23 protein-coding genes are annotated in these 23,189 nt (G+C 65.4%); 12 read left to right on the plus strand and 11 right to left on the minus strand.

Going from position 1 to position 23,189, the window contains the following annotated elements:
* Positions 1-83 precede the first annotated feature (83 nt).
* Both P8R42_20275 and P8R42_20280 read right to left on the minus strand, forming a co-directional pair.
* Positions 84-977: an SDR family oxidoreductase gene (locus tag P8R42_20275; protein MDG2306936.1), complete on the minus strand. Its 894-nt coding sequence runs from the start codon at positions 975-977 to the stop codon at positions 84-86.
* 108 nt (positions 978-1,085) lie between these two features.
* A complete protein-coding gene (locus P8R42_20280) occupies positions 1,086-1,301 on the minus strand; it encodes a glutathione S-transferase domain-containing protein (protein MDG2306937.1) in 216 nt (71 codons plus the stop codon).
* Between the two features lie 468 nt (positions 1,302-1,769).
* On the opposite strand from P8R42_20280, the gene P8R42_20285 reads away from it, so the two are divergent.
* Positions 1,770-3,146: an aminotransferase class V-fold PLP-dependent enzyme gene (locus P8R42_20285; protein ID MDG2306938.1), complete on the plus strand. Its 1,377-nt coding sequence runs from the start codon at positions 1,770-1,772 to the stop codon at positions 3,144-3,146.
* Positions 3,147-3,269: 123 nt separating this feature from the next.
* On the opposite strand, the gene P8R42_20290 is transcribed toward P8R42_20285, so the two are convergent.
* Genes P8R42_20290 through P8R42_20305 form a run of 4 tightly spaced genes read right to left on the minus strand, consistent with a single transcriptional unit; the run spans position 3,270 to position 7,107 of the window.
* Entirely contained in the window at positions 3,270-3,800 is a 531-nt protein-coding gene (locus tag P8R42_20290) for a nuclear transport factor 2 family protein (GenBank protein MDG2306939.1), read from the minus strand.
* A gap of 16 nt (positions 3,801-3,816) precedes the next feature.
* The gene (locus P8R42_20295; GenBank protein ID MDG2306940.1) at positions 3,817-5,115 is read right to left on the minus strand and encodes an alpha/beta fold hydrolase; all 1,299 of its coding nucleotides are present in this window, start codon (positions 5,113-5,115) and stop codon (positions 3,817-3,819) included.
* Positions 5,115-6,137: an alpha-ketoacid dehydrogenase subunit beta gene (locus P8R42_20300; protein ID MDG2306941.1), complete on the minus strand. Its 1,023-nt coding sequence runs from the start codon at positions 6,135-6,137 to the stop codon at positions 5,115-5,117. Before P8R42_20300 ends, P8R42_20295 begins: the two co-directional genes overlap by 1 nt.
* A gap of 4 nt (positions 6,138-6,141) precedes the next feature.
* Entirely contained in the window at positions 6,142-7,107 is a 966-nt protein-coding gene (locus tag P8R42_20305) for a thiamine pyrophosphate-dependent dehydrogenase E1 component subunit alpha (protein ID MDG2306942.1), read from the minus strand.
* A 215-nt stretch (positions 7,108-7,322) separates the two neighbouring features.
* Between P8R42_20305 and P8R42_20310 the strand changes: the two genes are divergently transcribed.
* The 7 genes from P8R42_20310 to P8R42_20340 all read left to right on the plus strand — a co-directional run bounded on the left by P8R42_20310 (position 7,323) and on the right by P8R42_20340 (position 13,104).
* Positions 7,323-8,336, plus strand: a complete 1,014-nt coding sequence (locus P8R42_20310; GenBank protein ID MDG2306943.1) for an LLM class flavin-dependent oxidoreductase — start codon at positions 7,323-7,325, stop codon at positions 8,334-8,336.
* Positions 8,337-8,658: 322 nt separating this feature from the next.
* The gene (locus P8R42_20315; protein ID MDG2306944.1) at positions 8,659-9,081 is read left to right on the plus strand and encodes a nuclear transport factor 2 family protein; all 423 of its coding nucleotides are present in this window, start codon (positions 8,659-8,661) and stop codon (positions 9,079-9,081) included.
* A gap of 15 nt (positions 9,082-9,096) precedes the next feature.
* Positions 9,097-10,644, plus strand: coding sequence for an AMP-binding protein (locus P8R42_20320; protein ID MDG2306945.1), 1,548 nt, complete (start codon positions 9,097-9,099; stop codon positions 10,642-10,644).
* Positions 10,641-11,093: a MaoC family dehydratase N-terminal domain-containing protein gene (locus tag P8R42_20325; GenBank protein ID MDG2306946.1), complete on the plus strand. Its 453-nt coding sequence runs from the start codon at positions 10,641-10,643 to the stop codon at positions 11,091-11,093. The genes P8R42_20320 and P8R42_20325 overlap by 4 nt, the downstream gene beginning before the upstream one ends.
* A gap of 10 nt (positions 11,094-11,103) precedes the next feature.
* Positions 11,104-11,514 (plus strand): hypothetical protein, encoded by a 411-nt coding sequence (locus P8R42_20330; protein ID MDG2306947.1) that lies wholly within the window; start codon positions 11,104-11,106, stop codon positions 11,512-11,514.
* A 4-nt stretch (positions 11,515-11,518) separates the two neighbouring features.
* Entirely contained in the window at positions 11,519-12,697 is a 1,179-nt protein-coding gene (locus P8R42_20335; protein ID MDG2306948.1) for a thiolase family protein, read from the plus strand.
* Positions 12,694-13,104, plus strand: coding sequence for an OB-fold domain-containing protein (locus P8R42_20340; protein ID MDG2306949.1), 411 nt, complete (start codon positions 12,694-12,696; stop codon positions 13,102-13,104). The genes P8R42_20335 and P8R42_20340 overlap by 4 nt, the downstream gene beginning before the upstream one ends.
* A gap of 262 nt (positions 13,105-13,366) precedes the next feature.
* Here the strand turns inward: P8R42_20340 and P8R42_20345 are convergent, their stop codons facing one another.
* Positions 13,367-14,836 carry an endonuclease/exonuclease/phosphatase family protein gene (locus P8R42_20345; protein ID MDG2306950.1) on the minus strand — a complete coding sequence of 490 codons (1,470 nt, stop codon included), beginning with the start codon at positions 14,834-14,836 and terminating at the stop codon, positions 13,367-13,369.
* A 133-nt stretch (positions 14,837-14,969) separates the two neighbouring features.
* Here P8R42_20345 and P8R42_20350 point away from each other — a divergent pair, with 133 nt between their 5' ends.
* The 3 genes from P8R42_20350 (at position 14,970) to P8R42_20360 (ending at position 16,581) form a co-directional block, all read left to right on the plus strand.
* Positions 14,970-15,269 carry a zinc-binding dehydrogenase gene (locus tag P8R42_20350; protein MDG2306951.1) on the plus strand — a complete coding sequence of 100 codons (300 nt, stop codon included), beginning with the start codon at positions 14,970-14,972 and terminating at the stop codon, positions 15,267-15,269.
* Positions 15,262-16,026, plus strand: a complete 765-nt coding sequence (locus P8R42_20355) for an SDR family oxidoreductase (protein ID MDG2306952.1) — start codon at positions 15,262-15,264, stop codon at positions 16,024-16,026. The genes P8R42_20350 and P8R42_20355 overlap by 8 nt, the downstream gene beginning before the upstream one ends.
* A 153-nt stretch (positions 16,027-16,179) precedes the next feature.
* A complete protein-coding gene (locus P8R42_20360) occupies positions 16,180-16,581 on the plus strand; it encodes a hypothetical protein (GenBank protein MDG2306953.1) in 402 nt (133 codons plus the stop codon).
* On the opposite strand, the gene P8R42_20365 is transcribed toward P8R42_20360, so the two are convergent.
* The 4 genes from P8R42_20365 to P8R42_20380 all read right to left on the minus strand — a co-directional run bounded on the left by P8R42_20365 (position 16,555) and on the right by P8R42_20380 (position 22,673).
* Positions 16,555-17,946 carry an aminotransferase class V-fold PLP-dependent enzyme gene (locus P8R42_20365; protein ID MDG2306954.1) on the minus strand — a complete coding sequence of 464 codons (1,392 nt, stop codon included), beginning with the start codon at positions 17,944-17,946 and terminating at the stop codon, positions 16,555-16,557. The two genes, P8R42_20360 and P8R42_20365, sit on opposite strands and share 27 nt — an antisense overlap.
* A 198-nt stretch (positions 17,947-18,144) precedes the next feature.
* Complete coding sequence (locus P8R42_20370; GenBank protein ID MDG2306955.1) at positions 18,145-19,692, minus strand: FGGY-family carbohydrate kinase; 1,548 nt, start codon at positions 19,690-19,692, stop codon at positions 18,145-18,147.
* Between the two features lie 90 nt (positions 19,693-19,782).
* Positions 19,783-21,489, minus strand: coding sequence for a sulfatase (locus tag P8R42_20375; protein ID MDG2306956.1), 1,707 nt, complete (start codon positions 21,487-21,489; stop codon positions 19,783-19,785).
* Positions 21,490-21,497: 8 nt separating this feature from the next.
* Positions 21,498-22,673 carry a cytochrome P450 gene (locus P8R42_20380; protein ID MDG2306957.1) on the minus strand — a complete coding sequence of 392 codons (1,176 nt, stop codon included), beginning with the start codon at positions 22,671-22,673 and terminating at the stop codon, positions 21,498-21,500.
* A gap of 89 nt (positions 22,674-22,762) precedes the next feature.
* Here P8R42_20380 and P8R42_20385 point away from each other — a divergent pair, with 89 nt between their 5' ends.
* A complete protein-coding gene (locus P8R42_20385) occupies positions 22,763-23,161 on the plus strand; it encodes a hypothetical protein (protein MDG2306958.1) in 399 nt (132 codons plus the stop codon).
* Positions 23,162-23,189: the final 28 nt, after the last annotated feature.

The following is a 23,189-nucleotide window of genomic DNA, read 5'->3' on the forward strand; positions in this document are numbered from 1 at the left end:
CTTCGGACGGCACCCGCTGCCATCCGAATTCTGCGCCGGAGAGAGCCGGAGGGCGCGCGGTGTTCGCGCCCCCTCCGTGGATCTCAGCTCAGCATTCCGAAAATCTTCATCGTGACGTCGCCGCCGGCGTTGTAGGGCTTCGCGTCGCTCATGTCGGAAATCTTCGACCAGTTGGCTGCAACGTCGTCGACGCTGACATCCTTGCCGAGGTGCACGCCCTGTCCCTCGACGATGTGCACCTTGCTGTAGTACCCGGCGCCCGCCTCGATGATCGTGCCGTCGGGCGCGTCCTCACTGCAGAGGAACAGGACCGCCGGGGTCACGAGCTCGGGCTTCAGGGCCTCGAGCGCCTCCTTCGGCATGATGTCCTCTGTCATTCGGGTCGCTGCGACGGGGGCAACCGTGTTGACCTTAACGTTGTACTTCGCGCCCTCGATCTTCAGGGTGTTCATGAAACCGACCAGGCCGAGCTTCGCGGCGCCGTAGTTCGACTGCCCGAAGTTGCCGTAGAGGCCCGATGATGACGTCGTCATGACGATGCGGCCGAACTTCTGGTTGACCATGTGCTCCCACGCGGCGCGGGTGCAGTTCACGCTGCCCATGAGGTGCACGTCGACGACGAGCTGGAAGTCGTCGAGCGTCATCTTCTTGAACGTGCGATCGCGCAGGATGCCCGCGTTGTTGATCAGAATGTCGATGCGTCCGTAGGCATCGAGCGTGTCCTGGATGATCTTCTCGGCACCGGCGCGGTCGCTGACCGAGCTGCCATTGGCGATGGCTTCGCCACCCGCGCTCTTGATCTCGTCGACGACGGCGAGGGCTGCCTCGCTGTTGCCGCCGGTGCCATCGACGGACGCGCCGAGATCGTTCACGACGACCTTCGCGCCACGTCGCGCGAGTTCGAGAGCATGCTGCCTTCCGAGACCGCCACCCGCTCCGGTGACGACCGCTACTTTTTCATCGAAGCGAACTGCCATTTGAATCTCCTGTGGTTGAAGGGGCGATCACCGTGAAACGGTGCTCGAGGCGAACCCTGACCCGGTACTATGTGCATCAGGGGCGGGCAATGGAGCGCTCTATGCTCTCTAGATCGTGCTCGCGAACCCGAACGGTGGTTGCTGGATCCAGTCGAGCTCGGCTTCGCCTCGGCCAAGGGCGGCGGCGGTGAGATCCGCGACGCTGAACTGCGAGCCCGCGAGGTATCCGCTCGGTTGAATCTCGCACTCGATCCGATCGAGGCAGAAACGGATCTTCTCGCGCGCCCCGACGACGCCGTCCTCGGTGATCTTGTGCCGCCACATTTAGAACCGCCGGAAGACCGGCAGCATCGTCTGGATGAGGTTTCGTGCCGGGTTGCCCATCCGCATGGAGCGCGCGCACGGCCCTTGCGGGTTCCGCGTACAATGCCCCGCCGATGAGGTCGGCCCGGACCGGCGAACCGAGTTTTTCGTCGAAGAAATCTTCGAGCTCGAGAGCGCGGCGACAGTCCGTCCGATCTTGCGGGTACAGGTTAAGCGCGGGCTGGGCGCCTTCCAGCGCCTCGATGATCGCTGTGGAATCGGAGATCGCTCTGCCGTTCAAGAACAGGATCGGAAGCGTGGGCTTACCCGTCGCGAGGAGGGCGCGTGGAAGAGTAGTCGGCCGCGAGCACCTTGCGCTCCTACGGAATGCCCTTCCAACCGAGGCTATGCCCGACGGAGGCCCGGTCGCAAGCTCGTAGAAAGGCGACGGCTGGTCGTCGGCACCCGAGTGGCATACCTCGACGCATTATGCCGATCGAGTCCTCACCGTTCCGAGGTATCCCCTCACTACTTCACGACGTCGCGGATCGCGCGGCGCGCTACATTAAAGACCTAGATGCACGGGCTCCCTTTCCGGGGCTGCCGGCACTCGAGAAGATGGCCGCCCTCGACCGAGGCCTTCCCGAGGCTCCGTGTGCGCCCGCAGACACGATCGCCCTCCTCGACGAAGCATCGAGAGCGACGGTCGGATCGACCGGCGGACGTTACTTCGGCTTCGTGACCGGTGGCGTGCTTCCCGCCGCGTTGGGGGCGAGTTGGCTCACCACGGCGTGGGACCAGAACGCGTTCAATACGCTCTCTTCACCGGCTGCAGCACGCATCGAAGCGATCGCGTTACGTTGGACGCTCGACGTACTGGGACTTCCTTCCGATACGGCGGCCGCGTTCGTCACGGGTACGACGATGGGGCACGTCACGGCGCTCGCAGCGGCCCGGCATGCCCTCTTGGCGCGCAAGGGTTGGGATGTGGAAGCAGACGGGCTCGCCGGTTCCCCACCGCTGTTGGTCGTCGTGAGTGAGGAAGCCCACTCAACTTTGGGCAAGGCCCTGGCCGTGCTGGGGCTCGGCAAGAACCGCGTGCGAGCCGTCCCGACAGACGCACAGGGGCGCATGCGCCCCGAGGCGCTCGGCGATCTCGACGATGCGACGATCGTCTGTGCACAGGCAGGGAACGTGAACACCGGTGCGTTCGATCCGCTGATGGAGATCTGTGCGCACGCGCATGCGGCTGGCGCCTGGGTACACGTCGATGGTGCTTTCGGATTGTGGGCCGCGGCCGCGCCCTCGACGCGCGCTCATACCGTGGGCCTCGAGCAGGCGGATTCCTGGGCGACGGACTTCCACAAGTGGCTGAACGTAACCTACGACAGCGGCCTCGCCGGCGTACGGGACGGAGAGGCTCTGCGCAGCGCGTTCGCGATGCGCGCTCCCTACCTCTTGATGGGGGAGTCGCGCGAGCCCATGGACTACACGGCTGAATCGTCGCGTCGGGCCCGCGGCACGGAGGTCTGGGCGGCGCTACATTCTTTGGGACGGCAGGGTGTCGCCGACCAGGTCGAGCGTTGCTGCGCACACGCCAGGCGCTTCGGCGTGGCTCTCTCGGACGCGGGTTGTGACGTGCGCAACGACGTTGTTCTGAATCAGGTTTTGGTTTCCTTTGGTGACGATGCTCGGACGCGCCGCGTGATCGACGCGGTCCAACGCGACGGCACGTGCTGGTGTGGCGAGGGCGTTTGGCGGGATCGCGTGTCCATGCGGATCAGCGTGTCGTCTTGGGCGACCACGGAGGAGGACGTAGGGCGGAGCCTGGAAGCGATTCTGCGGTGTAACGCGGCCACCGATTGAATCGGTTCCCGGGCGGGTAGGTCGTGTTGGAACCAGACCCCCAGACGGGGAAGCGCGACCGACTGCGCGGGACCACGCGCCTGCGCGGCAAAGACGTGACGCGCGAGGATTTCTAGTCGCCGATCATTCGGCCGGCGGCGGCTCTTGGTCGACGAGGATGTCGCGCAGAGAGAACTTCCACCCGGCCTTGGTCTTCACGAAGTGGTCGCGGTAGATGCCGGTGTTGCTGAACCGGGGGGCGGGCTCGCCCTTGAACTGGAACGTCACGGCGAACATCGTGTCCGAATGCACGGTGCCGTCGTCCTGGGCGGTGAACATCGTGTTCGTCTGAAAGTGACGGGACTGGAGCATCCCGATCTTCACGGAGTTGTCGTAGAAGCCCTTGATGAAGTTGGCGCGTTCTTTGTTCGACCCGTACTTCCACGCGAGTTGGCCGCGGAACGAGGCCTGGATGACGGCGTCGTCCTGGAACAGATCGACCCAGCCCTTCTGATCGCCCCCGTCCCACTCGTGGCTGTACGCGGAGATGAGGTTGAGGAGCGCCACGCGGTCCTCGGGTGCGAGATCGGCGGCGTCCACTCTGGACGCGGGCAGCACAGCGAACCCGGCCGCGAGTACGAGGGCCAGTAAACAGCGCGAGACGAACGTGTGCATGGACAACTCCTTCGGTTCAACTCGCGGCACGGACGTGGGCGAGAAGGGCCTCGTTGACGGCCTCGGGTGCTTCGATGGTGACGGCATGTCCGGCATTCGGGACGACGACGAGCGTTGCGCCCGGGATCGGCGCGGCGATCGCCTCCGCATTCGGAGTGAGGAGGTCGCCCCCCGCTGCGATCACCAACGTCGGAACGGCGAGCTTCGCGAGGTCGTCGCTCCGGGTACCGGACCAGTCGCGAAGGCCGGCGACGGCTCGGTGGAGCGTCGCGGCAGGAACGCGGGACACCGTGGTGCCGAGTCCGCGAACGATTCGTTCGCGCCGGCCGTCATCGGCGAGGAACTCCGCCGAGAAGAACCAGGGCAGAAGCGAGCGCGCGAGAACGTCGGGCGCGACGTCGCCGGCGAGCCGGGACCAGCTGTCGGAGACCGCATCGAGGCGCGCGTCGCTCACGACGAAGGGCGTGATCAGGGTAAGGGAACGGACTCGCTTCGGCTGCGTCAGGGCGAACTCGAGCGCCACCGCGGCGCCGAGGCTCGCTCCGATTACGTGGACGGAGCCTTCGCAGACAGCGGCCGCATCGCTGGCCGCCTGCGCGACGGAGTAGCTGTCTTGCTCCGGCGCATCGGAGCCGGCGACCCCGCGTGGGTTCACGCCGTAAACGCGATGGTCCGCGGCGAGAGTGGGGATCTGTTGGGCAAAGGCCGAGACGTCGGTGCCGAGGCCCGGAAGCAGAAGGACGGCCGTGCCGTCGCCGTGTTGGGGAACGTCCAGCGAGACGTCGTCCGCGACGGCGATGAGCCGCTTCCGGCGCTCGGCCCACTCCCCCACGTCCTCGCGTAGAATGCGTCCGCCCGGACCGGTGCCGGTGACGCGGGAAATGTCGACCTCCAGGGCACGCGCGAGAACGCGGGCCGCGGGTGTGGCCGGTGCGGTGCCGGGCCGGCGGCTCGGTGCCGGTGTGGCGGCTCGGACGGCCGGCCGGGTCGGCTTGCGCGCGGGAGCGGCCCCCGCGTTCGCCGCGGTCTCTTCGGCGTGCGCGCTCTCGAACGCGGCGACGTCGAAGGAATCGTCGTCGCCTTCCGTGACCGCAGCAAGCAGCGTCCCACACGGGACGGTGTCGCCGCTCTCGACGTAGTAGTGGCGAATCACGCCGGCCTCGGCCGCCTCGATCTCGATCTCGGCTTTCTCCGATTCGATGATCAGGACGACCTTGCCCTTCTCGACACGGTCCCCGACGGCGTACGGCCATTCTACGACCGTACCTTCCTCCATCGTGATGCCCAGCTTGGGCATGGCGATCGGAGTCGGCATCAGGTGTTCCAGCCGAGCTGTTCGTGCACGGCAGCGATGATCTTCTCTTGCGACGGCATGTAGGCGTCCTCGAGAACCGGGCTGAACGGAACCGGTGTGTGCGGTGCGGTGACCTTCTTCACGGGCGCGTTCAAGAAGTCGAACCCCTTGTCGATGCAAAGGGAGCCGATCTCGCTGGCTACGCCGCAGTGCGGTGTCGCTTCGTCCACGATCACCAGGCGACCGGTCTTCTCGAGACTCGCGAGTACCGTGGTTTCGTCGAGCGGGTACAGAGAGCGGAGGTCGACGACGTCCGCTTGCAGGCCGTCTTCGGCGAGCGACTCCGCCGCTTCGAGAGCGGTGTGAACGGTTCGGCCCATCCCGACCAGCGTGACGTCACCGCCTTCGCGGACGACGGTCGCGGAACCCAGAGGGATCTCGTAGTCGCCCTCGGGGACTTCCCCTTCGCTGTTCATGAGTGACTTCGTCTCGCAGAAGATGACCGGGCTGTCGTCGCGGATCGACGCGAGCAGGAGGCCCTTGGCATCGGCTGGGGTCGAGGGGATGACCGTCTTCAAACCGGGGATCCCGACGGTCATGCCGTAGAGGGCCTGCGAGTGTTGGCTCGCGGCCCGGTTGCCGGCGCCGACGTTCGTGCGCAGCGTGAGGGGCACCCGAGCCTTGCCGCCGAACATGTAGCGCATCTTCGATGCCTGGTTCAGCAGCGGGTCCAGCGCGACGCCGAGGAAGTCGATGAACATCATCTCGGCGACAGGACGTAGGCCGGTGGCTGCGGCGCCGACGGCCATGCCGATAAAGCCCATCTCGCTGATCGGCGTGTCGCGGACACGTTCGGCACCGAATTTTCCGATGAGGCCGCGGGTCGCGCCGAAGGGGCCGCCCCAGGCGTCCTCGATGCCTTGATCTTTGCGGCCGCCGCCACCGGCGACGTCTTCGCCGAGAACGATTACGTCGTCATCGGCCGCCATCGCGATGTGCAGGGCCTCGTTGATTGCGTCGGTGAAGGAGAGAGTGCGCGCCATGGATCTACTCCGTCACGTAGACGTCGGTGAGGACGTCTTCGGGGGAAGGGAAGGGGGCCGCCTCGGCGGCTTCGACGGCGGCGTCGATCTCTGCGGTGACTTCCGCGTCGATACGACGGAGCGCCTCTTCGCTCACGAGGCCCATCTCGATGGCCTTCTCTTCAAAGGTCGGAAGGGGGTCGCGGTTCTCTTTCCAGTCGTTCAGCTCTTCGTCGCTGCGGTAGCCAATCGGGTCGCCGACGAAGTGGCCGAGGAAGCGATAGGTTTTGCACTCGACCAGCGTGGGGCCTTCGCCGTTACGTGCGCGTTCGATAGCTTCGCCTGCTTTCTCGAACACGTCGAAGAAGTCCATGCCGTCGGCGACCAGGCTGTGCATCGCGTAGGATTTGGCGCGGACGGCGAGATCCGTCATGGGCGCGGCAAACTCAAGCGGGGTGGCTTCGCCGTAGCCGTTGTTCTCGAGGATGAAGACGGCGGGCAGCTTCCACGTCGCGGCGAGGTTCAGAGCCTCGTGGAACTGCCCCTGATTCGTTGCGCCGTCACCGAAGAACGCGATGGCGACGCCACCGGTCTTCTTGATCGACGCGGTGAGCGCCGCGCCGACGGTCAGCGGGATTCCCGCGCCGACGATCCCGTTTGCCCCGATCATCCCGAGGTCGATGTCGGCGATGTGCATGGAGCCGCCCTTGCCCTTGCAGATGCCCGTCTGGCGACCGAAGAGTTCGGCCATCATCCCCCGGAGGTCGACCCCCTTGGCGATGCAGTGGCCGTGGCCCCGGTGGTTGGAGCTCACGTAGTCGCGCTCGTTGAGGTGGGAGCAGACGCCGACCGCGACGGCCTCCTGGCCGACGTAGAGATGGAGGAACCCGGCGAGCTTGCCGGCCTTCATCATGGTGTCGAGCCGTTCCTCGAACGATCGAATCGTTCGGAGCTGCTGGTAGACGTCGAGAGCTTCTTCGCGGGAGATCAAATCTGGGCCTCCTGGGGCTTCAGAGCCGACACCTGTACTTCACAGCCGACTCAGGGAGAACTGGAAGCAACTCAGGGGCCCGCCCAAACGGGCTTCAGACGGCCCGGAAGTCGTCAAATCGATGCATTTCGACATTCCGTGATGCAGCGATGCATGGGGCGCGGAATGCACGCGGAGCGTTGTGGGGTCCGGGTAACGGCGATAGGACGGAGCCCGTGGCACGACAAGTGAACTTTGGCCTTTGGTACGACTTCCGGAACCCTGAGCCGTGGCGGGTGCCGTTCGAGCGCTTCTACGAGCAGACCCTGGAGCAGATCACCTGGGCGGAGGAGATCGGTTTCGACTCCGTCTGGCTGACGGAACACCACTTCTGCGAGGACGGCTACACGCCGTCGCCGCTGGTCCTGGCGGGAGCGATCGGGAGCCGGACCAAGCGGATGCGGATCGGCACGAACCTGATGCTGATCACGATCCACAACCCGATTCGGCTCGCTGAAGACGCGGCCACGGTCTCATTGTTGACCGGTGGGCGCTTCGATCTCGGTGTGGCGATCGGCTACCGGGAGCTCGAGTTCGACGCCTTCGGGCGGAAGCTCATCAATCGCCCGAGTCTGATCGAGGAGGGGGTCGAGATCGTTCGTCGAGCGTGGCGCGGTGATCCGATCGACTTCCAGGGAAAGCGCTACTCCTTCGGCGATATCCGCGTCACGCCGACTCCGGAGCACGCGCCCCGCCTTCTCCTCGGCGGCATGGCGGACGCGCCGATCGAGCGCGCGGCCCGGATCGGCGACGGTTTTCTGTCCACCGGGGGCATCGGGCACGATGTCTATCTCGAAGGCCTCTCGAAGGCCGGAAAATCACCTACAGACGGCGCGATCTTCGCGGGCAACTGGGCGATCGTCGCGGCGGACCCGGAGCGCGAGGCCGCGAACGTCGGGGATCACGTGCTCTACCAGATCAACGAGTACGTGAAGTGGGGAGCCTTCGGACCTCCCGGCGAGGTTCCGCAGTTCCCCGATGCCCCCACCGCCATCGAGAACGGCCTGTACGAACTCTGGACCGCCGACCAGGCGGTCGAAAACCTCACCGCGATGCTCCGCCAGTACCCGCAGGTGAAAGACGTCCACTTCTGGGCCCAATTCCCAGGCGAATCCATCGAATCGGGCTCGGCCCGCATGGAGTACCTGGCCCGGGAAGTGTTGCCGCGAGTCCGGAGGGACGTGCTCTAAGGCACGACGTCCCCCATAAGTCCTACCGGTCGCGAACCGGCGGGATGACTTCTTTGGTGAAGCGCTTCATGGAACTCTTCACCTTTTCGTTTGCGAGGCGCCTCCCGCAGGAGATCTGCTTTTTGGCCGACATCGCGTTTGAGGGCGGTGATCTTGTCGATCGCGGTTGTCGGGTCGTCTAGGAGGATGATGCTCCCCGCGGGGGGGGATGTCCCGTGCCAACGCCGCGCCCGGCGCTGCCCCGGGGCACGGGGCTTGCACGTTGGAGGTGCATCGACAACCTTGAGGCCCGCCATTCAGCCGACCCACCGAGGGACCAGACATGAGTGCACTCTCCATCGAAGACAAGCAGACGATCCAGGAGCTTCTCGCACGCTCCGCATGGGCCTACGACGAGAAGCGTCTCGACGTGATGGAGGCCTGCTTCACGGAAGCGGCTCAGATGCGTCTGCGGATCGCGGGGGGTGATGTCGTGGGGCCTTACGACGGGCGCGTCGCGGTGCTCGACCTCATTCGCGGGTCGATCGAATCGCAGACCGACCAGCGGCGGCACGTGATTTCGAACGTCTTCTTCGAATCGGAAGAGGGCGACACGGCGGTGGTCTTGTCGAATCTGACCCTGCTCGCGACCGCGGGCGGAGAGATCTCGGTTCTGTCCGCCGGTCTTTATCGTGACACGGTGGTGCGCGACGGGAACGGCTGGAGCTTCCGCGAGCGCTTTCTCTCTCTCGATCGCCCGTACTGACGAAGGCGTCGCAAGGTGAACGTCGGAACCATCCCCGCGAAGCACGCACGCCTCCATCCCAACCGCGAGGCCGTGATCGATGCGACGACCGGACGCCGAGTCACGTTCGGTGAGTTGGAGAATCGCGTACGCCGCCTCGGAAACGGGCTGCGCGGTGCGCTCGGGCTCGCGCCGGGCGATCGCATCGCGATCCTTTCGAAGAACAGCGTCGAGTTCCTCGAGGTGTATTTTGCGGCCGGCCGGCGTGGTCTGATCTCACAGCCGCTCAACTGGCGACTCGGTGTCGCCGAGATGGCCCGCATCCTCGAAAACGGGGCCCCGCGCGCGATCGTTTTCTCGAGTGAGTTCGAAGCCGAGGCGACCGAGCTCCGTGCGCTGGTGGCGGTGGAGCACTGGCTCGAGTACGGCGGCGGCGAGAAGAGCTACGAGAGCCTCCTCGATCGCTCGGACGACACGGACGAATCGATCGAGGCGGTCGACGCCGATCCGTTCTTCATCCTCTACACCGGGGGGACGACCGGGGAGTCCAAGGGCGCCCTGCACACGCACGGTAGTGCCACCATGGGCATGCTGAACCAGACCGTCGCGGAGCGTATCGTGCCGCACGACGTCTACATGCTCACCGGGCAGATGTTCCACATCCCGATGGTGCTCGCGATGAACTATCTCGCGCACGGGTGTCCCCTGGTCCTCATGAACTTCGACGCGCGCCTGGCGCTCGAACTGATCCAGCGAGAGCGGGTGTCGGCCTTCCTCGGCATCACGACGATGTTGAACTGGATGATGGCCGAGTCGGGATTTTCGGGCTTCGACTTGTCGAGCCTCCGCAACATTCAGTACGGCGGCGGCCCTATGCCGCCCAATGTCGTTCAGGCGGTACTCGAGTCGTTCCCGTGCGAGGTGATCCAGGGGTACGGGCAGACGGAGGGGGCGACGATGACCTTCCTGTCTCAAGAAGATCATCGCGATGCTCTCCAAGGCGTGCACGCCGAACGGCTTCACTCCTGCGGTCGCGAGGGCTTCGTGACCGAGATACGGGTCGCGGATTCCGACGGCCACACGACTCCGCGCGACGGTACGACGACCGGTGAGATCCTGGTGCGTTCGCCCGCGAACATGCGCGAGTACTGGCAGAAGCCGGAGCTCACCGCGGAGACGCTTCGCGACGGTTGGATGTGGACCGGTGACATCGCCACCTGGGACGCCGAGAGCTACGTCTACATCGTCGACCGAGCGAAGGACATGATCATCACCGGCGGAGAGAACGTCTACTCGGTTCAGGTCGAGGCTGCGATTCACAAGCATCCCGCTGTCCTGGAAGCCGCGGTGATCGGTGTACCCGACGACGAATGGGGCGAGTCGGTGAAGGCGGTGGTCGTTCTGAAGCCGGGCCAGGAGGCCTCCGCGAAGGAGATCATCGACACCGCGCGAACCCACTTGGCCTCGTATCAAAAGCCGCGCTCGGTCGATTTCGTCGAGGCACTCCCGAAGGCTCCCACCGGAAAGATCTTGAAGCGGCAGCTGCGGGAACCGTACTGGAAGAATCGGGAACGAAGCGTATGAGTCGCCTCACATCGGAAATGCTGTCGCACGTCGGTCGCTCGCGCGTGCCGGTGATGGAGCTCGCGACGCGCCGGGAGATCCGCAAGTACTCGATCGCCACTCGCCAGAAGCTGCCGAAGTATCTCGAAGGTGTCGAGGCGCCACCCCTCTTCTACGTGGCGCTGTTCTGGGACGTGGTGTCGCTCGATCGGATGACCCCGGACGGCATCACCGTCGATCCGCTCCTGCCCGAGCTACCCTTCCCGCGCGTGATGGCCGGTGGGATCAAGACGCAGTACTCCCAGCCGATTCGTTGCGGCGACTATCTCGTTGCGAAGCGCACCCTCACCGATCTCTACGAGAAGGAAGGGAAGTCCGGTCCCCTCTGCTTCTACGAGGTCACCCTCGACGTGAAGACCGACACCGGCGCGCCGGTCCTGGTGGAGAAGACGACGCGCATTCTGCGCTGAGCGGCGAATCATGGCGAGAATCGAAACCATCCGCGTCGGCGACGCGCTTCCCGAGACGAGTCACTCCCCGACCATCGTCGATCTCTTTTTCTACAATGCCGCGATCTGGAACGGTCACCGAATTCACTTCGACGAAAAATACGCGACCGAGGAAGAGAACTACGAAGGCCTCGTCATTCAGGGGCCCCTTCAGGGCGACTGGATGAGCCAGTGCTTGATGGAGTGGCTGGGCGAAGACGGCGCGCTCGTGGAGTTCGAGTATAGCAACCGTCAGGCGGCGTACCTTGGTGAGACGTTGCAGGTCGGCGGGAAGGTGACCTCCGTGGACGGGGCGTCGGGCGAAGTCGCCTTAGAGCTGCACGTGCGAAACGAGGCCGGTGACGTGATTGCACCGGGCGCCGCCCGCGTCCGGATCGGCTGAGCGGATGAGTCGCTCAGGGAGCCTCCGCGGTGCCGTCGCGATCGTCGGCATCGGCGACACGGAACTCGGCAAGCTCCCCGGACGCGGGGCGACGGACCTCACTATCGATGCGGCCGCACGCGCTCTGCGCGACGCGGGCATCGACAAGGCCCAGGTCGACGGCCTCATTACGTCGAACTCGATGGTCGAGCCGCACATGTACCACGCGGAAATGGTCGCGCAGACGATGCAGATCTTCCCGCGCTACTGCATGACGCTCGCCGCCGGTGGTGCGACGAGCTTCGCGGCGATTCATCACGCCGCCTCCGCAATCGCGACGGGGATTTGCGAGACGGTCCTGATCAGTTCCGCCGACAACCTGCGCACCGGCCTCACCCGCGAGCAGGCGATGGCGCAGCAGTCCTCGACTGGCCATCCGCAGTTCGAGGCGCCTTACGGTGCGCCGGTTCCGGCGTCCTACGCGTTCCTCGCGCACGCGCACATGCATGAGTTCGGAACGACGCCGGAGCAACTCGCCGCCGTCGCGGTGACGACGCGGCATCACGCCTCGCTCAACCCGACGGCGGAGAAACGCGACCGGATCGAGATCCGCGATGTCCTCGAATCACGAATGATCGCCGACCCCCTGCACTTGCTCGACTGTTCGCTCGTTTCGGACGGCGGCTCCGCGGTCATCGTCACGAGCGCAGCGCGCGCGCGTGACTACCCCCACGCTCCGGTCTACTTGCTGGGTGCGGGGGAGGGGCATTCGCACGAACACGTCTCGGCCGCGCACAGCCTGGTGACGTCGGCTGCTCGGGAATCCGGCGAGCGCGCCTACACGATGGCAGGCCTCACCCCGAAGGACGTGGACTTCGCGCAGCTGTACGATTGCTTCACTCCGGTCGTCTTGATCGAGCTCGAAGACCTGGGCTTCTGCGCCAAGGGGGACGGGGGTCCTTTCGTCGAGGCGGGGCACACCGCGCTCGGCGGACGTCTTCCGACGAATACGCATGGGGGGCTCCTCTCGCACAGCCACCCCGGAAACCCGGGCTCCATGTTTGCGCTCACCGAAGCCGTGACGCAGCTCCGCGGTGCCGCGGGTGAACGACAGGTGGAGAACGCGGAGATCGGTTTGGTGCACGCGCAGGGCGGGATCCTCTCCAGCCACTGCACTCTCCTTCTCGGAAAGGACCCATCGTGAGCGCGGACGCCCCCAAGCCGGCGCCGCGACCGACTCCGGAGACGGAGGCCTATTGGGAGGGATGTCGCGCGGGCGAGATTCGCCTACAGCGCTGCGGGGAGTGTGCCCAGGTGCAGTTTCCGCCGCGTCGGTTCTGCTCGGGTTGTCTCGGGGTCTCCCTCACGTGGGAGCCGGCGTCGGGTCGCGGAAAAGTTCGTAGCTACAGCGTGGTCCGCCATCCGATCTCGCCGGCGTTCGCGAGCGACGTACCGTACGTGGTCGCGCTGATCGAGTTGGACGAAGGTCCGACGATGATGGCGGGTGTGAGGGGTTGTGCGATCGACGACGTGTCGATCGGGTTGCCTGTTGCGGTCGAATTCGAAGAACGTAGTGAGGCGATTCACCTTCCGTACTTCCATCCGCGTTGAGCGGCGGCTTCACGTCTCGAGCAAGAAGCGACCGCTCACGATCGCGCCTCCGGCGCCGAGGAACGCACCCTCGACCACGTTCCACTCGCCGACGATCAGACGCTGCACCCTTACGAGATCATCTCTGTCCTGAATCGAACCGCTCCGTGAATGCTCGAGTACCGGCTCCTACAGGAGCGTCGTGTTCTCGTCTCGATCGGTCTCGTGGCCTCGGAGTGCCTTTCGTAGTAGGGCGTGCCTCGCCCGGAGCTCAGAGCGAGAATCAGCTACATTCGAGGTCGAGCTGGTTCCCGTTGTGGTCGGACGGCCAGCACATCGCGAGGGGCAGCGGGCCGCACGCTTCGAACGGATTGGCCTGATCGGCCCACATGGTGGTGGCGACGCCGTCCCCATCGGAGTCGGTCGGCGAATCGACGGAACAGGTGGCGGATTGGGGTGGAATGCGGAAGATGAAGTCGATCCGCTCGTCGCTCGTCACGGCGGGCGATTCCAGATCGACCAGCGAGCTGTTTCGATTGGATCCGCAGCCGATTCCGGTGACGAGATCGCAGGTCGCTCCGGCTTCGACCCAAGTGTCGATCCAGCCGCGATCGGTCATCTGGAGGTACTCGAACTCGCCGGGCTCGGCGTTGAAGTCTCCGGTGATGAGCGCCGACGTCGGGACGTCGTGCCGGGCCTCGACGAACGCGGCGAGTTGCACCGACTGGCATTCCCGGACGGTCGCCGCGCCGGCGTTCACGCATTCGGTCGGGCAGGTGCCTCCGCAGGGGCCGGTGGCGTCGTCCGCGCTCGATGCGAGGTGGGTCGTGAAGACGTCGATCGGTCCGGTCGTATGGTCGATGCGGGTATAAAGGACGTTCCGGAAGCCGGGGAACAAGCCGATCACTTCGGAGATTCCGATGGGGTAGCGGCTGAGAGTGATGGCATCATCCACGTTGTTGAACGTGCCCACGGCCATTTCGTAGGTGAACGGGCACGCTGTCCCGAGCTGCGCCTGGATCAGCGGAACCATCGGCGTCCAGATCTCCTGCAGAGTCACGACGTCGGGGCATCCGGTCCCGGAGATCCAGTCGTACAGCAGGTCGACCCGGTCGGATTGTCGGCAGTTGAGCGGTGTGCAGAAGAGGCCGTGGAGGAGATTCAAGTTGACGACGGTGATGTCGTTCTTCTCGGCACACCCGGCGGGCGCCGGTGCGGCCTTTGCGAGGACGCGGCCGGACTCGTTTCGCTTCACGGTGCCGCCGAAGCTCGCGCAGTACCGCACGCCGTCGATCTCGAGGCGTACGGACACCGGAAGGCGCTGCGCGTTCGCGGCGAGATCGCACGGCCAACTCTCTCCCTTCGCCGAGATCGTAATGCGTCCGTCCCGAATCAGGACTTTGCGCACGCCGCCGGGCTGGGCCGCGACCGGGCGATACTTCCAACCGGTGACGGGACCGCTGCCCCCGAGCGGCTGCCATCCCGCGGGGTCGAGTTCGATTTCCGCGTAACAGTGCCCGGTCTCGGCGCCGCCGGATACGACGATTCGTGAGCCCAGTGAGGGGTCGGCGAACGGAGCGCTGATCGCATCGTCCTTGAGGACGACGCTAAGCTTCCGCGCCTTGGCGTTCGTCGCCGACGCCTTCAACCTAAGCTTCTGGCCGGCGACGGGGACGTCGACGGCGGTTGCCTGAGGCGGCAGAGCGAGCAGGATTCCGAGTGCCAGCGCGGGGGGCCCCATCCAGGATGTCATGGCGGCATTCTCTCACTCCCCGGGCTCGGTTTGTCAACGTCAAACGGCCGACCTCGCGCGGCTTGTAATTCGGTGTCGCATCGGGGAAGGACCCCCATGCGCGCAGCCGAGATCAACGAGTACGGTGAGCCGGATGTCTGCCGCCTTACAACCGAGCGGCCTGACCCGCGACATCGCGGGCGAGGTCGTCGCGTTGGGCGAGAGCCGCTCGGCCCTCGGGAGCTACGCGTGGCCGGTCGCGCAGCCGACTGGTGAAGGCATGGCGGAGATTGCGCAATTGGCGGCGGCTGGGAAGATCCGACCGCAGGTCACCGATACGTATCCCCTGGGTCGGGTCGCCGAGGCGCATGCACGTCTCGAGGCCGGGCACATCCCCGGGGAAGATCGTTTTGACGCTCGACTAGGGCGACGAGGAGAGGGTTTCAGTGGGTAGACTCGACGGAAAGATCGCGTTGATTACGGGGGCGGGTCGGGGCGTGGGCTACGGCATCGCGATGGCGATGGCGAAGGAGGGAGCCGACATTGCGATCGTCGAGATCGACTCTGAGACCGCGGGGAAGACCAAGAGCGAAGTCGAGCGGCTCGGCCGCCGGAGTCACGCCGTCGTGGCCGACATCGCGACGCGGGAGGCGTGTGAGACCTCGGTCGCGGCGTGCGTGGAAGCGCTCGGCGGACTCGACGTCTTGGTGAACAACGCGGCCGTCGCTCCGCAGATCGCTCCGATCGTCGAGATGCAGGATGAGCCGTTCCGGCGAACGGTGGACGTCTGCATGATGGCGACGTTCTGGTGCATGCAGGCGGCCCATCCTCATCTTCTGGCGCGCGGTGGCGGTTCAATCATCAACTTCGGTTCCGGGGCGGCCACGAGCGGCATGGTCAACCAGATCGCGTACGCGGCGGCGAAAGAGGGCATTCGTGGGATGACCCGCGTCGCGGCGAATGAGTGGGGGCCGCAGGGGATCCGGGTGAACACAATCTGCCCGCTCGCGACGTCGGAGGCCATGGTCGGGTGGGCCAAGGATCAGCCCGGTCTCCTCGCGCGATATGAAGCGAAGATTCCCCTGCAGCGGATCGGCGATTGTGAAGACGATATCGGCCGCGCCGTGGTCTTCCTGGCCAGCGAGGACGCGCATTACGTCACGGGGAACACGATGTTCCTCGATGGGGGCTACGGCAGCACGAGAGCCTAGTGCTCCGCCGTCGAGGGGGGCGAGGCATGACCCCTATGCCGCCGGCGCTGCACCAGTCCCGCGGTGCGACGCGCATGCGGTGTCCGATCGGGCCTGTTGGAGCATGCTCGTGTTGCCTCACCTTGTAGCCGGTCGCAGTCTGCTCGAAGAGAGATGCGCGCCAACTTCCTTCGGATCGCGGCTCTGGTGCTCGCTCTTTTCCCGATCGCGCTTCTCCGCGGAGCGTCGGCGCAGGCCGTGGTCACGCCGGGCTTTCCGAACGTTCTTCAGACGCCGGGCGAACCGCTGAGTGGGCTCATGGCGCCCGAACAAGGGCGCACGGCGATCATCGCCTACCGCAATGTGATCCTCTTCGCGGTTCCGGAGATGCCGGCGCGCCAACCCGGCGCGGACTTCCTGGCCCGGACGTGGGATCTCGCCGATCCGGGACGAGTACGCGTTCATCGGCGACCACAAAGTGGACATGCGCACCTTTCATTCACTAGATCCTGCGGCGGGCCCGTGGCATCCCTCGCGGAGTCGCGCCGATTATTCGTCAGGAACGTCCTGGTGTGAATCGAGCATCTTGACCATCAGACCCTCGACGAAGTCGAGGGCGGCAGTGTCACCCTTGGGCAGTCCGCCGTAGACCGCTCCGGTCACCGGCTTGTCTTGCTTCGGGTTCTTGGCGTAGGCGACGGCCTCCGCGAGGTCGGTCTTGAGCCGGTCGACCACCCCGTCCTGGGTCTGCGGTCGCGTCACGCACATGTGCAGTGCGTTCGGATGCTGCTGGCCGTTGAAACGCCAGCCGCGCTCCCGCATCGCGTCGTTCAGGTGGTAGATGTCGAACTCGTCCGAGCGGAAGGAGAAGCAGAAGCTCGGCTTCCCCATGAGCTTGAGTTCGGGATGGCTCGTGACGACATCCTGCATCGCGTACGAGGTCTCGAAGATCTTCTTCGCGTAATCCAGGTAGCCCTCGCGCCCCTGGCTCACGAGGGACGCCCAGGTCGCGGCGATGATGCCGCCGGAGCGACTGCCGGCGATTCCGGGTGAGAGGTATTTTCCGCCGGACCACTCCTGTTGCACGAAGTAGAGCCCCTGACGGAGCTTTTTGTCGCGGAAGCACAAGACCGAGCTTCCCTTCGGGCCGTAGCCGTACTTGTGCGTATCGGCAGAGATCGAGGTGACGCCCGGCAGGCGAAAATCGAACACGGGAATGTCGAACCCGAGTTCCTGTCCCCAGGGAAGAATCCAACCACCAAGACAACCGTCCACGTGAAGGCCGATGTCGTGCTCGACGGCCAAGGCGGAGAGCTCGTCGATCGCGTCGATCGTGCCGTAGCCGTAGTTGCAGGCGGAACCGACCAGGAGCGCCGTGCGGTCGGTGATGTGACTCTTCACGAAGTCGATGTCGACGAGGGTCGTTTCCGGGTCAACTGGTGCGGGGATGACTTCGAGCCCGAAGAGATGGCCGCCCTTCTGGAACGCTACGTGGGCGGTCTCCGGGAGGATCATTTGGGGCTGCGTGATGCCGCGATGGTCGCGGGCGAACTCGCGGTAGGCGAGCACGGCGGAGAGAATGCTCTCGGTGCCTCCGGATGTCACGCTTCCGCACGGCGAGGATCCCTCGGGCGCCTCGTGGCCGTGCAGCATGTCCAGCGTCATGGCGATGATCTCGCCTTCGAAGCGGGTCGCGCTCGGGCACATGTCGCGCTGAAGGACGTTCACGTGCGAGTACATGCTGAAGGCTTCGCTCATGAACCCGTAGTGCTCCATGTCGCCGCAGTACATCGTTCCGGAGCATTGGCCGGTTTGCCAGAAGCCGTCTTCCTGCGTGGCCATCTCGCGCAACTCGGCGAGGATCTCTTCGCGGGGTCGACCCTTGTCGGGCATGGCCCGGTTCACAGGGTAGCGCTTTGCGTACGGATAGTAGTCGGCCATGAGACAGCTCCTCGTTGGGCGGGCGGACCGCCCGCTGCAGACACGGGTACACGAAGGACCGGCCTCGCCGCTAGAGCGCCCCGAAGTAGGGACGTTCGTTAGTCTTGGCGGTTTGTTTAATCGAACGCTCCCGTGCCCCGATCGTGCGCATCCGCTTGCGTCTCGGCAGAGGGCCGGCCGAGCTGCGGGTGGGCCGCTCTAGGAGCGGTTCAGGGCGTCGTAGATCGGTTCGGTTTGTTCGTAGGCCAGGATGAACTGCTCGAACAGATGATCGTAAATTTTCTGCGCGTCCGGTCGCGGCGCGTACCGCTTGCGGATGGGGCAGAATGCGTCGATGTCGTCGTCCGTCGCTAGGCCGAGGCGGGAGAATACGAGAAAGGCAGCGCCGCGGGTGTTCGCTTGGCGGGCGTCGGCGAGCTGTAGGATCGGGCGGCCCGTCACGTCCGCCATGATCTGCGCCCACTCGTCGGAAACGGCGCCGCCGCCGGAGTAGTACAGCGTATCGAACGTCTGTTTAGAGAACGCCTCGACGCCGGGGAGCATCCAGCGGAGGTGATACGAAACTCCTTCGAGAACGGCGCGGAGCATCGCGGCCCTGGTCGTTTCGAGCGAGATGTTCAGGAAACCGCCGCGCATGGTATCGCTCTGTTTGGGAGCCTGGGCGCCTTCGAGCCAGGGGAGGAACAGCAGCCCCCCGCTTCCCGGTGCCACGTTCCGCACTGTTGCGTCGATCCATGCCCACGGGTCTTCGACCGTGTGTTCTCCAAGCGCGTCGGTCGCGTACACCACGTTCAACAAGAAGTGCTCGACGAGCCGGCCGCCCAGCCCGACTTCGACCATCGACATGTAGTCGCCCGGGATCGGGCTCGGCATGCTGACGATCTGGTACTCGCCGTCGGTGTTCTTCTCCTCGGCGCGCGCGAGGACCTGGATGGTCGTGCCGACGTTCAAGCCGCCTCGTCCGCGGAGATAGGTGCCCGTGCCGATCGTGACGGCCTGGGTATCGTTGATGCCAGAGAAGACCGGGGTGTCCGGCGAGAGGCCGAGCTCTCCCGCGATGGCGGGGAGCACCGTTCCGATGACCGAGTCGACGGGGATCAGCTTTGGTAGCTTTGCGGGGTCGATGCCGGAGAGAGCGACGAGGTCCGGGTCGTACTCGAGACTCGAGAGATCACGGTTGTCGGTGAGCATGAGGGCGAACGCGGTGCAGCAGTTGGCCGTGAACTTCCCGGTGAGGCGGGCATTCACGAAGTCCATGGGTTCGACGAAGCAGTGCGTGCGCTCATAGGCTTCGGGAAGATCGTTCTTCACGTACAGCATGTGCGAGAGCGATTCCGTTCCGAAGGGCAGCGCACCGTGGATCTCGATCCACTTCATCAGCGCGTTCATGTCGTCCTTCACCAGGCGGGTGCCGTAGGCGGCGCCCCGCCGATCGTTCCAGACGAGCAGACTCGTCGTCGCGTTGCCGTTCGCGTCGACCGGTACGAGCGAGAAGTAGTGGCTCGAGCACAGAACGCCGACGATCTCCTCGGGCGACTTACCTGCGTCTCCAAGGACCTGCTGCACCGCCTCGACGATCGCCTGCCAGATCTCCTTGGGGTCCTGTTCGGCGCCGTCTGGTGGAAGGCGCCTCGTCCGGACGGTTCGGTTCGTGTGCGCGGCGACGTGGCCGTCTGCACCGACCAGAGCGACTTTCGGGCCGCTCGTTCCGAGGTCGATTGCGAGGGCGTACCGAGAATCAGCCATGAGGATTCCTAGTGTATCGTAAACGAGGTGACATCAGTGGATTGCCGTTGATCGGCGGCAATCCATTGATGCCATGATGCTTGCGGTGCACTAAATCGTCGGGACGTTGATGACGGGGCTCTCGGCCCAGCCGTAGCGCACGGCCTTCGACTCGATGGTGGTCCCGACCGGTACCGAGAACGGGCCGGCGTAGATCTGCCAGGTTCCGCCGTTTCCGGTTCCGTCGATGAGTCGGTAGCCGATCGAAGCGCTCTGGGTTGGTGAAGAGATCGTCACGAGCATGTAGTCTCCTGCGGGTTCGAGGCGGACGTCGGGGCGAACCGTGTCCGGTTGCTCGCCCCCCGGCCAGTACGTCTCGATCATTTCCTCTTCGGGCATGTCGCTCAGGTCGGGGCGTTCGGCGATCCAGGAATCGAGGGCGCTCTGCAGGCGCACCAGGGTTTCCCGGTGCGCGGGGTCCTCGGCGAGGTTCACTACCTCGTGCGGATCTTTCTGGAGGTCGTAGAGCTGATCGGCCGGCCGGGGTTGGAACCAGAGGCTCTGTGCGGGATTCAGTTCGCCCGCTTCGAACTTGGCGCGGAGCTCGCGCATCATGTCCAGGTTGTTGCGAAAGGCGAGATTCAGCGCGGCGGGTGTGCCGGGGGTGTACGTGCGGATGTACTTGTAGCGGTCGTCGCGCACGGCACGTTCCCGGTCGGGCCATTTGTCGATGCGGTCTCGTGAGGCGAAGACGTACTTGCGGGGTGCCGTCGCGCGCGGGCCCGCGAAGACGCGGCCGTCCATCCAATCCGGCGTCGGGACTCCGGCAAGATCTAGAATCGTCGCGGACAGATCGACGAAGCTCACTAGGCGCTCATCGATCGAGCCCGGCTCCACGCCGGGAGGACGGAACTTCTCCGGCCACCGGATGATCATCGGAACCTTGATCCCGGAGTCGAACAGGGACCGCTTCCCGCGCGGGAGGCCGTCGCCGTGATCGGTGGTCCAGATGACGATGGTCGAGTCGGCGAGGCCGTCGCGTTCGAGAGAATCGAGGGTCGCGCCGACGCCTTCATCCATGATGTGGACGTTCTCGTAGTGTCGCGCGAGATCCGCCCGGACAGTCGGAGTGTCGGGGTAGTAGGGCGGGAGCTCGATGTCCGCTGGGTCCATCACCTGCGCGCGGCCCATCAGGGCGATCCAGCGTGGGAGGATCATGATTGCGTGGGTGATACTGCGCGGCCAGCCGATCGGAAACACGCCGCTCTCGTGCGTGACGTTGTAGTTGATTTGCCCGTAGAATGGCTTCTCGGCCGGGGAGCCCGACCAATCCGCCTCGGAGAAGGTCTCTTGATCCCAGATCGTGAAGGGCCCTGTGCCGACAAGGGTGTGACTGAACTGGTAGTCGAGCTTTGCTGTCGTGAAGGTGAAGTAGCCGGCTTTGCGCAGAAGCTCGGGGAACGCCTTCACTTCCGGCGGCGGCACGGCGCGGAACGACTTCAGGCCGTAGGCACGCATGTGCTGGCCGCCGATCGCCGTCTGGCGGACGCCCGTGATGAGCCCCGCGCGACTGGGTGCACAGACGCCCGCGGTCGTGAAGGTGTTCGGGTATCGGACGCCCTGCGTCGAGAGCCGGTCGAGGTTGGGCGTGACGGCGACGCCGTCGCCGAAGGCACCGATGCGGGCGCTCAGGTCCTCGGCGGTGAGCAGGAGGATGTTGGGCCGTTCCTGCTGGCGAGTGGTCCTGCCGCCGTCCTGCGTTTGGCAGGCCGAGAGCAGCAGCGTGGCGTAGAGCAGGAAGGAAACGAGGACGCGCATGGCGGGCTCTATACCACCCTTTCGAATTCGATGGGCAGGCTCTCCAGCCCGCGGACGAAGGCGTTCTTCACCATCGGCGGCGCTTCGGTGGTCGCGCGCCGTAGCTTGGAGAGCCGACCGAGCATCTCTTCGAACGTGATCCGGAGTTCGAGCCGCGCGAGAGACGCGCCGAGGCAGAAGTGCGTGCCCAGACCAAAGGCGAGGTGGGGGTTCGGGTCCCGAGTGACGTCGAACCGTTCGGGATGATCGAACTTGGTCTCGTCGCGGTTCGCAGAAGAAAACATCAGCAGAAGCTGATCGCCCTTGGCGATCGGGACGCCGGCGATCTCCGTATCCTGGGTCGCGGTACGACGCATGTTGAGAATCGGTGTCACCCAGCGGATGAACTCTTCCACGGCGACTGGAAGCCTCTCGGGCTCGTCGCGCAGCAGCTCGAGCTGTTCGGGGTGATCCAGGAGCGCGAGGGTGGCACCGCCGATGACGTGCCGCGTGGTGTCGCTTCCGCCGTTCAAGAGGAGGAGGGCCTCCAGGATCATCTCGTCGTCCGAACGTTCGAGGAGCCCTTCGACGTGGGCCGAGAGCATCAGGGACATCGCGTCCCCGGCCGGAGTGCCCCGACGCGTTTCGAGGAGGTCGCGCGCGCGGTCGAACCAGTCCGTAACGCACGCCATGACGTCGTCGTTCATGTATTTCGGGCCGCCGCCCGCCGCGTTGGTCGTCTCCGAGATTCGGGCGAAGATCGGCCATTCGCCCGGGTCGAAGCCGATCAGTTCGATCACCGTCCGAACGGGCAGGGGGACCGCGATGTCGCGGATGACATCCGCCCGCCCCGTCCCCGCGATCGCGTCGATCAGCCCGACGACCGTCTGCCGGATTCGCGGCTCGAGGTCGACGACACGGCGAGGTGTGAGCCTGGAGTTGAACACGCGACGCTGCAGCAGGTGGCGCGGATCGTCCTGGCCGATCATCGAGGGGTCCGTGGGGATGTTCGGGCGATATCCCTCCGACGAGCAGAAGAGCTCGGGGTGGCGCTCGATGTGGACGACGTCGTCGTAGCGCGAAATTCCCCAGAGACCATTGGCCTCGTCGCGGTAGACGGGGGCGTCCCGGCGCAGGTGGCGGTAAACGGGCTCGGGGTCGCCCCCGTAGAGTTCGCCGTCGAGTAGGTCGATGGCCTCGAACATGCAGACTCCATATCCGCTGGCCGCCGGGCGGGGCAATCGAAGCCGGTTGGCTCACCTCGCGGGTGGGTATATACTTTGGCGATCCCGTGATGCTTCGCCGCCTTCTCAGCGCCGTTCTTCTGTTGCTCCTGTGCTTGCCCGCCACGTCGTTGGCGGTGCTCTACACGTGCACGATGGACGGTCTCACGCGCATGTCGGACTGCGAAGAGCACGCGGAGCTGATGCGGTCGCATGAAGCGGGGCAAGGAGAGCGGCACGGTTGTGAGCAAGCCGCGCGGATTCCCGAGCGCTGCTGCGACGTACGGGTCGTCACGGCCTCCCTCGAGATGGCGCCGGGGAGCGAGGTGCCGTCGCCGGTCGGACCGGTGGTCTACCTCGCGCGTGCCAACGACGTCGCCCGTGCGCCGGTCGGCTTCTCCGGAAGTGTCGACGCGCCCCCGTGGCGCGGTCCACCACTCTACACTCGCTTTGCGTCCTACCTGATCTGAGCCACCCCGTCGGTGGCTCGGCCCGATG

The sequence above is a fragment of the Candidatus Binatia bacterium genome (assembly GCA_029243485.1).
GTDB lineage: Bacteria > Desulfobacterota > Binatia > UBA12015 > UBA12015 > VGTG01.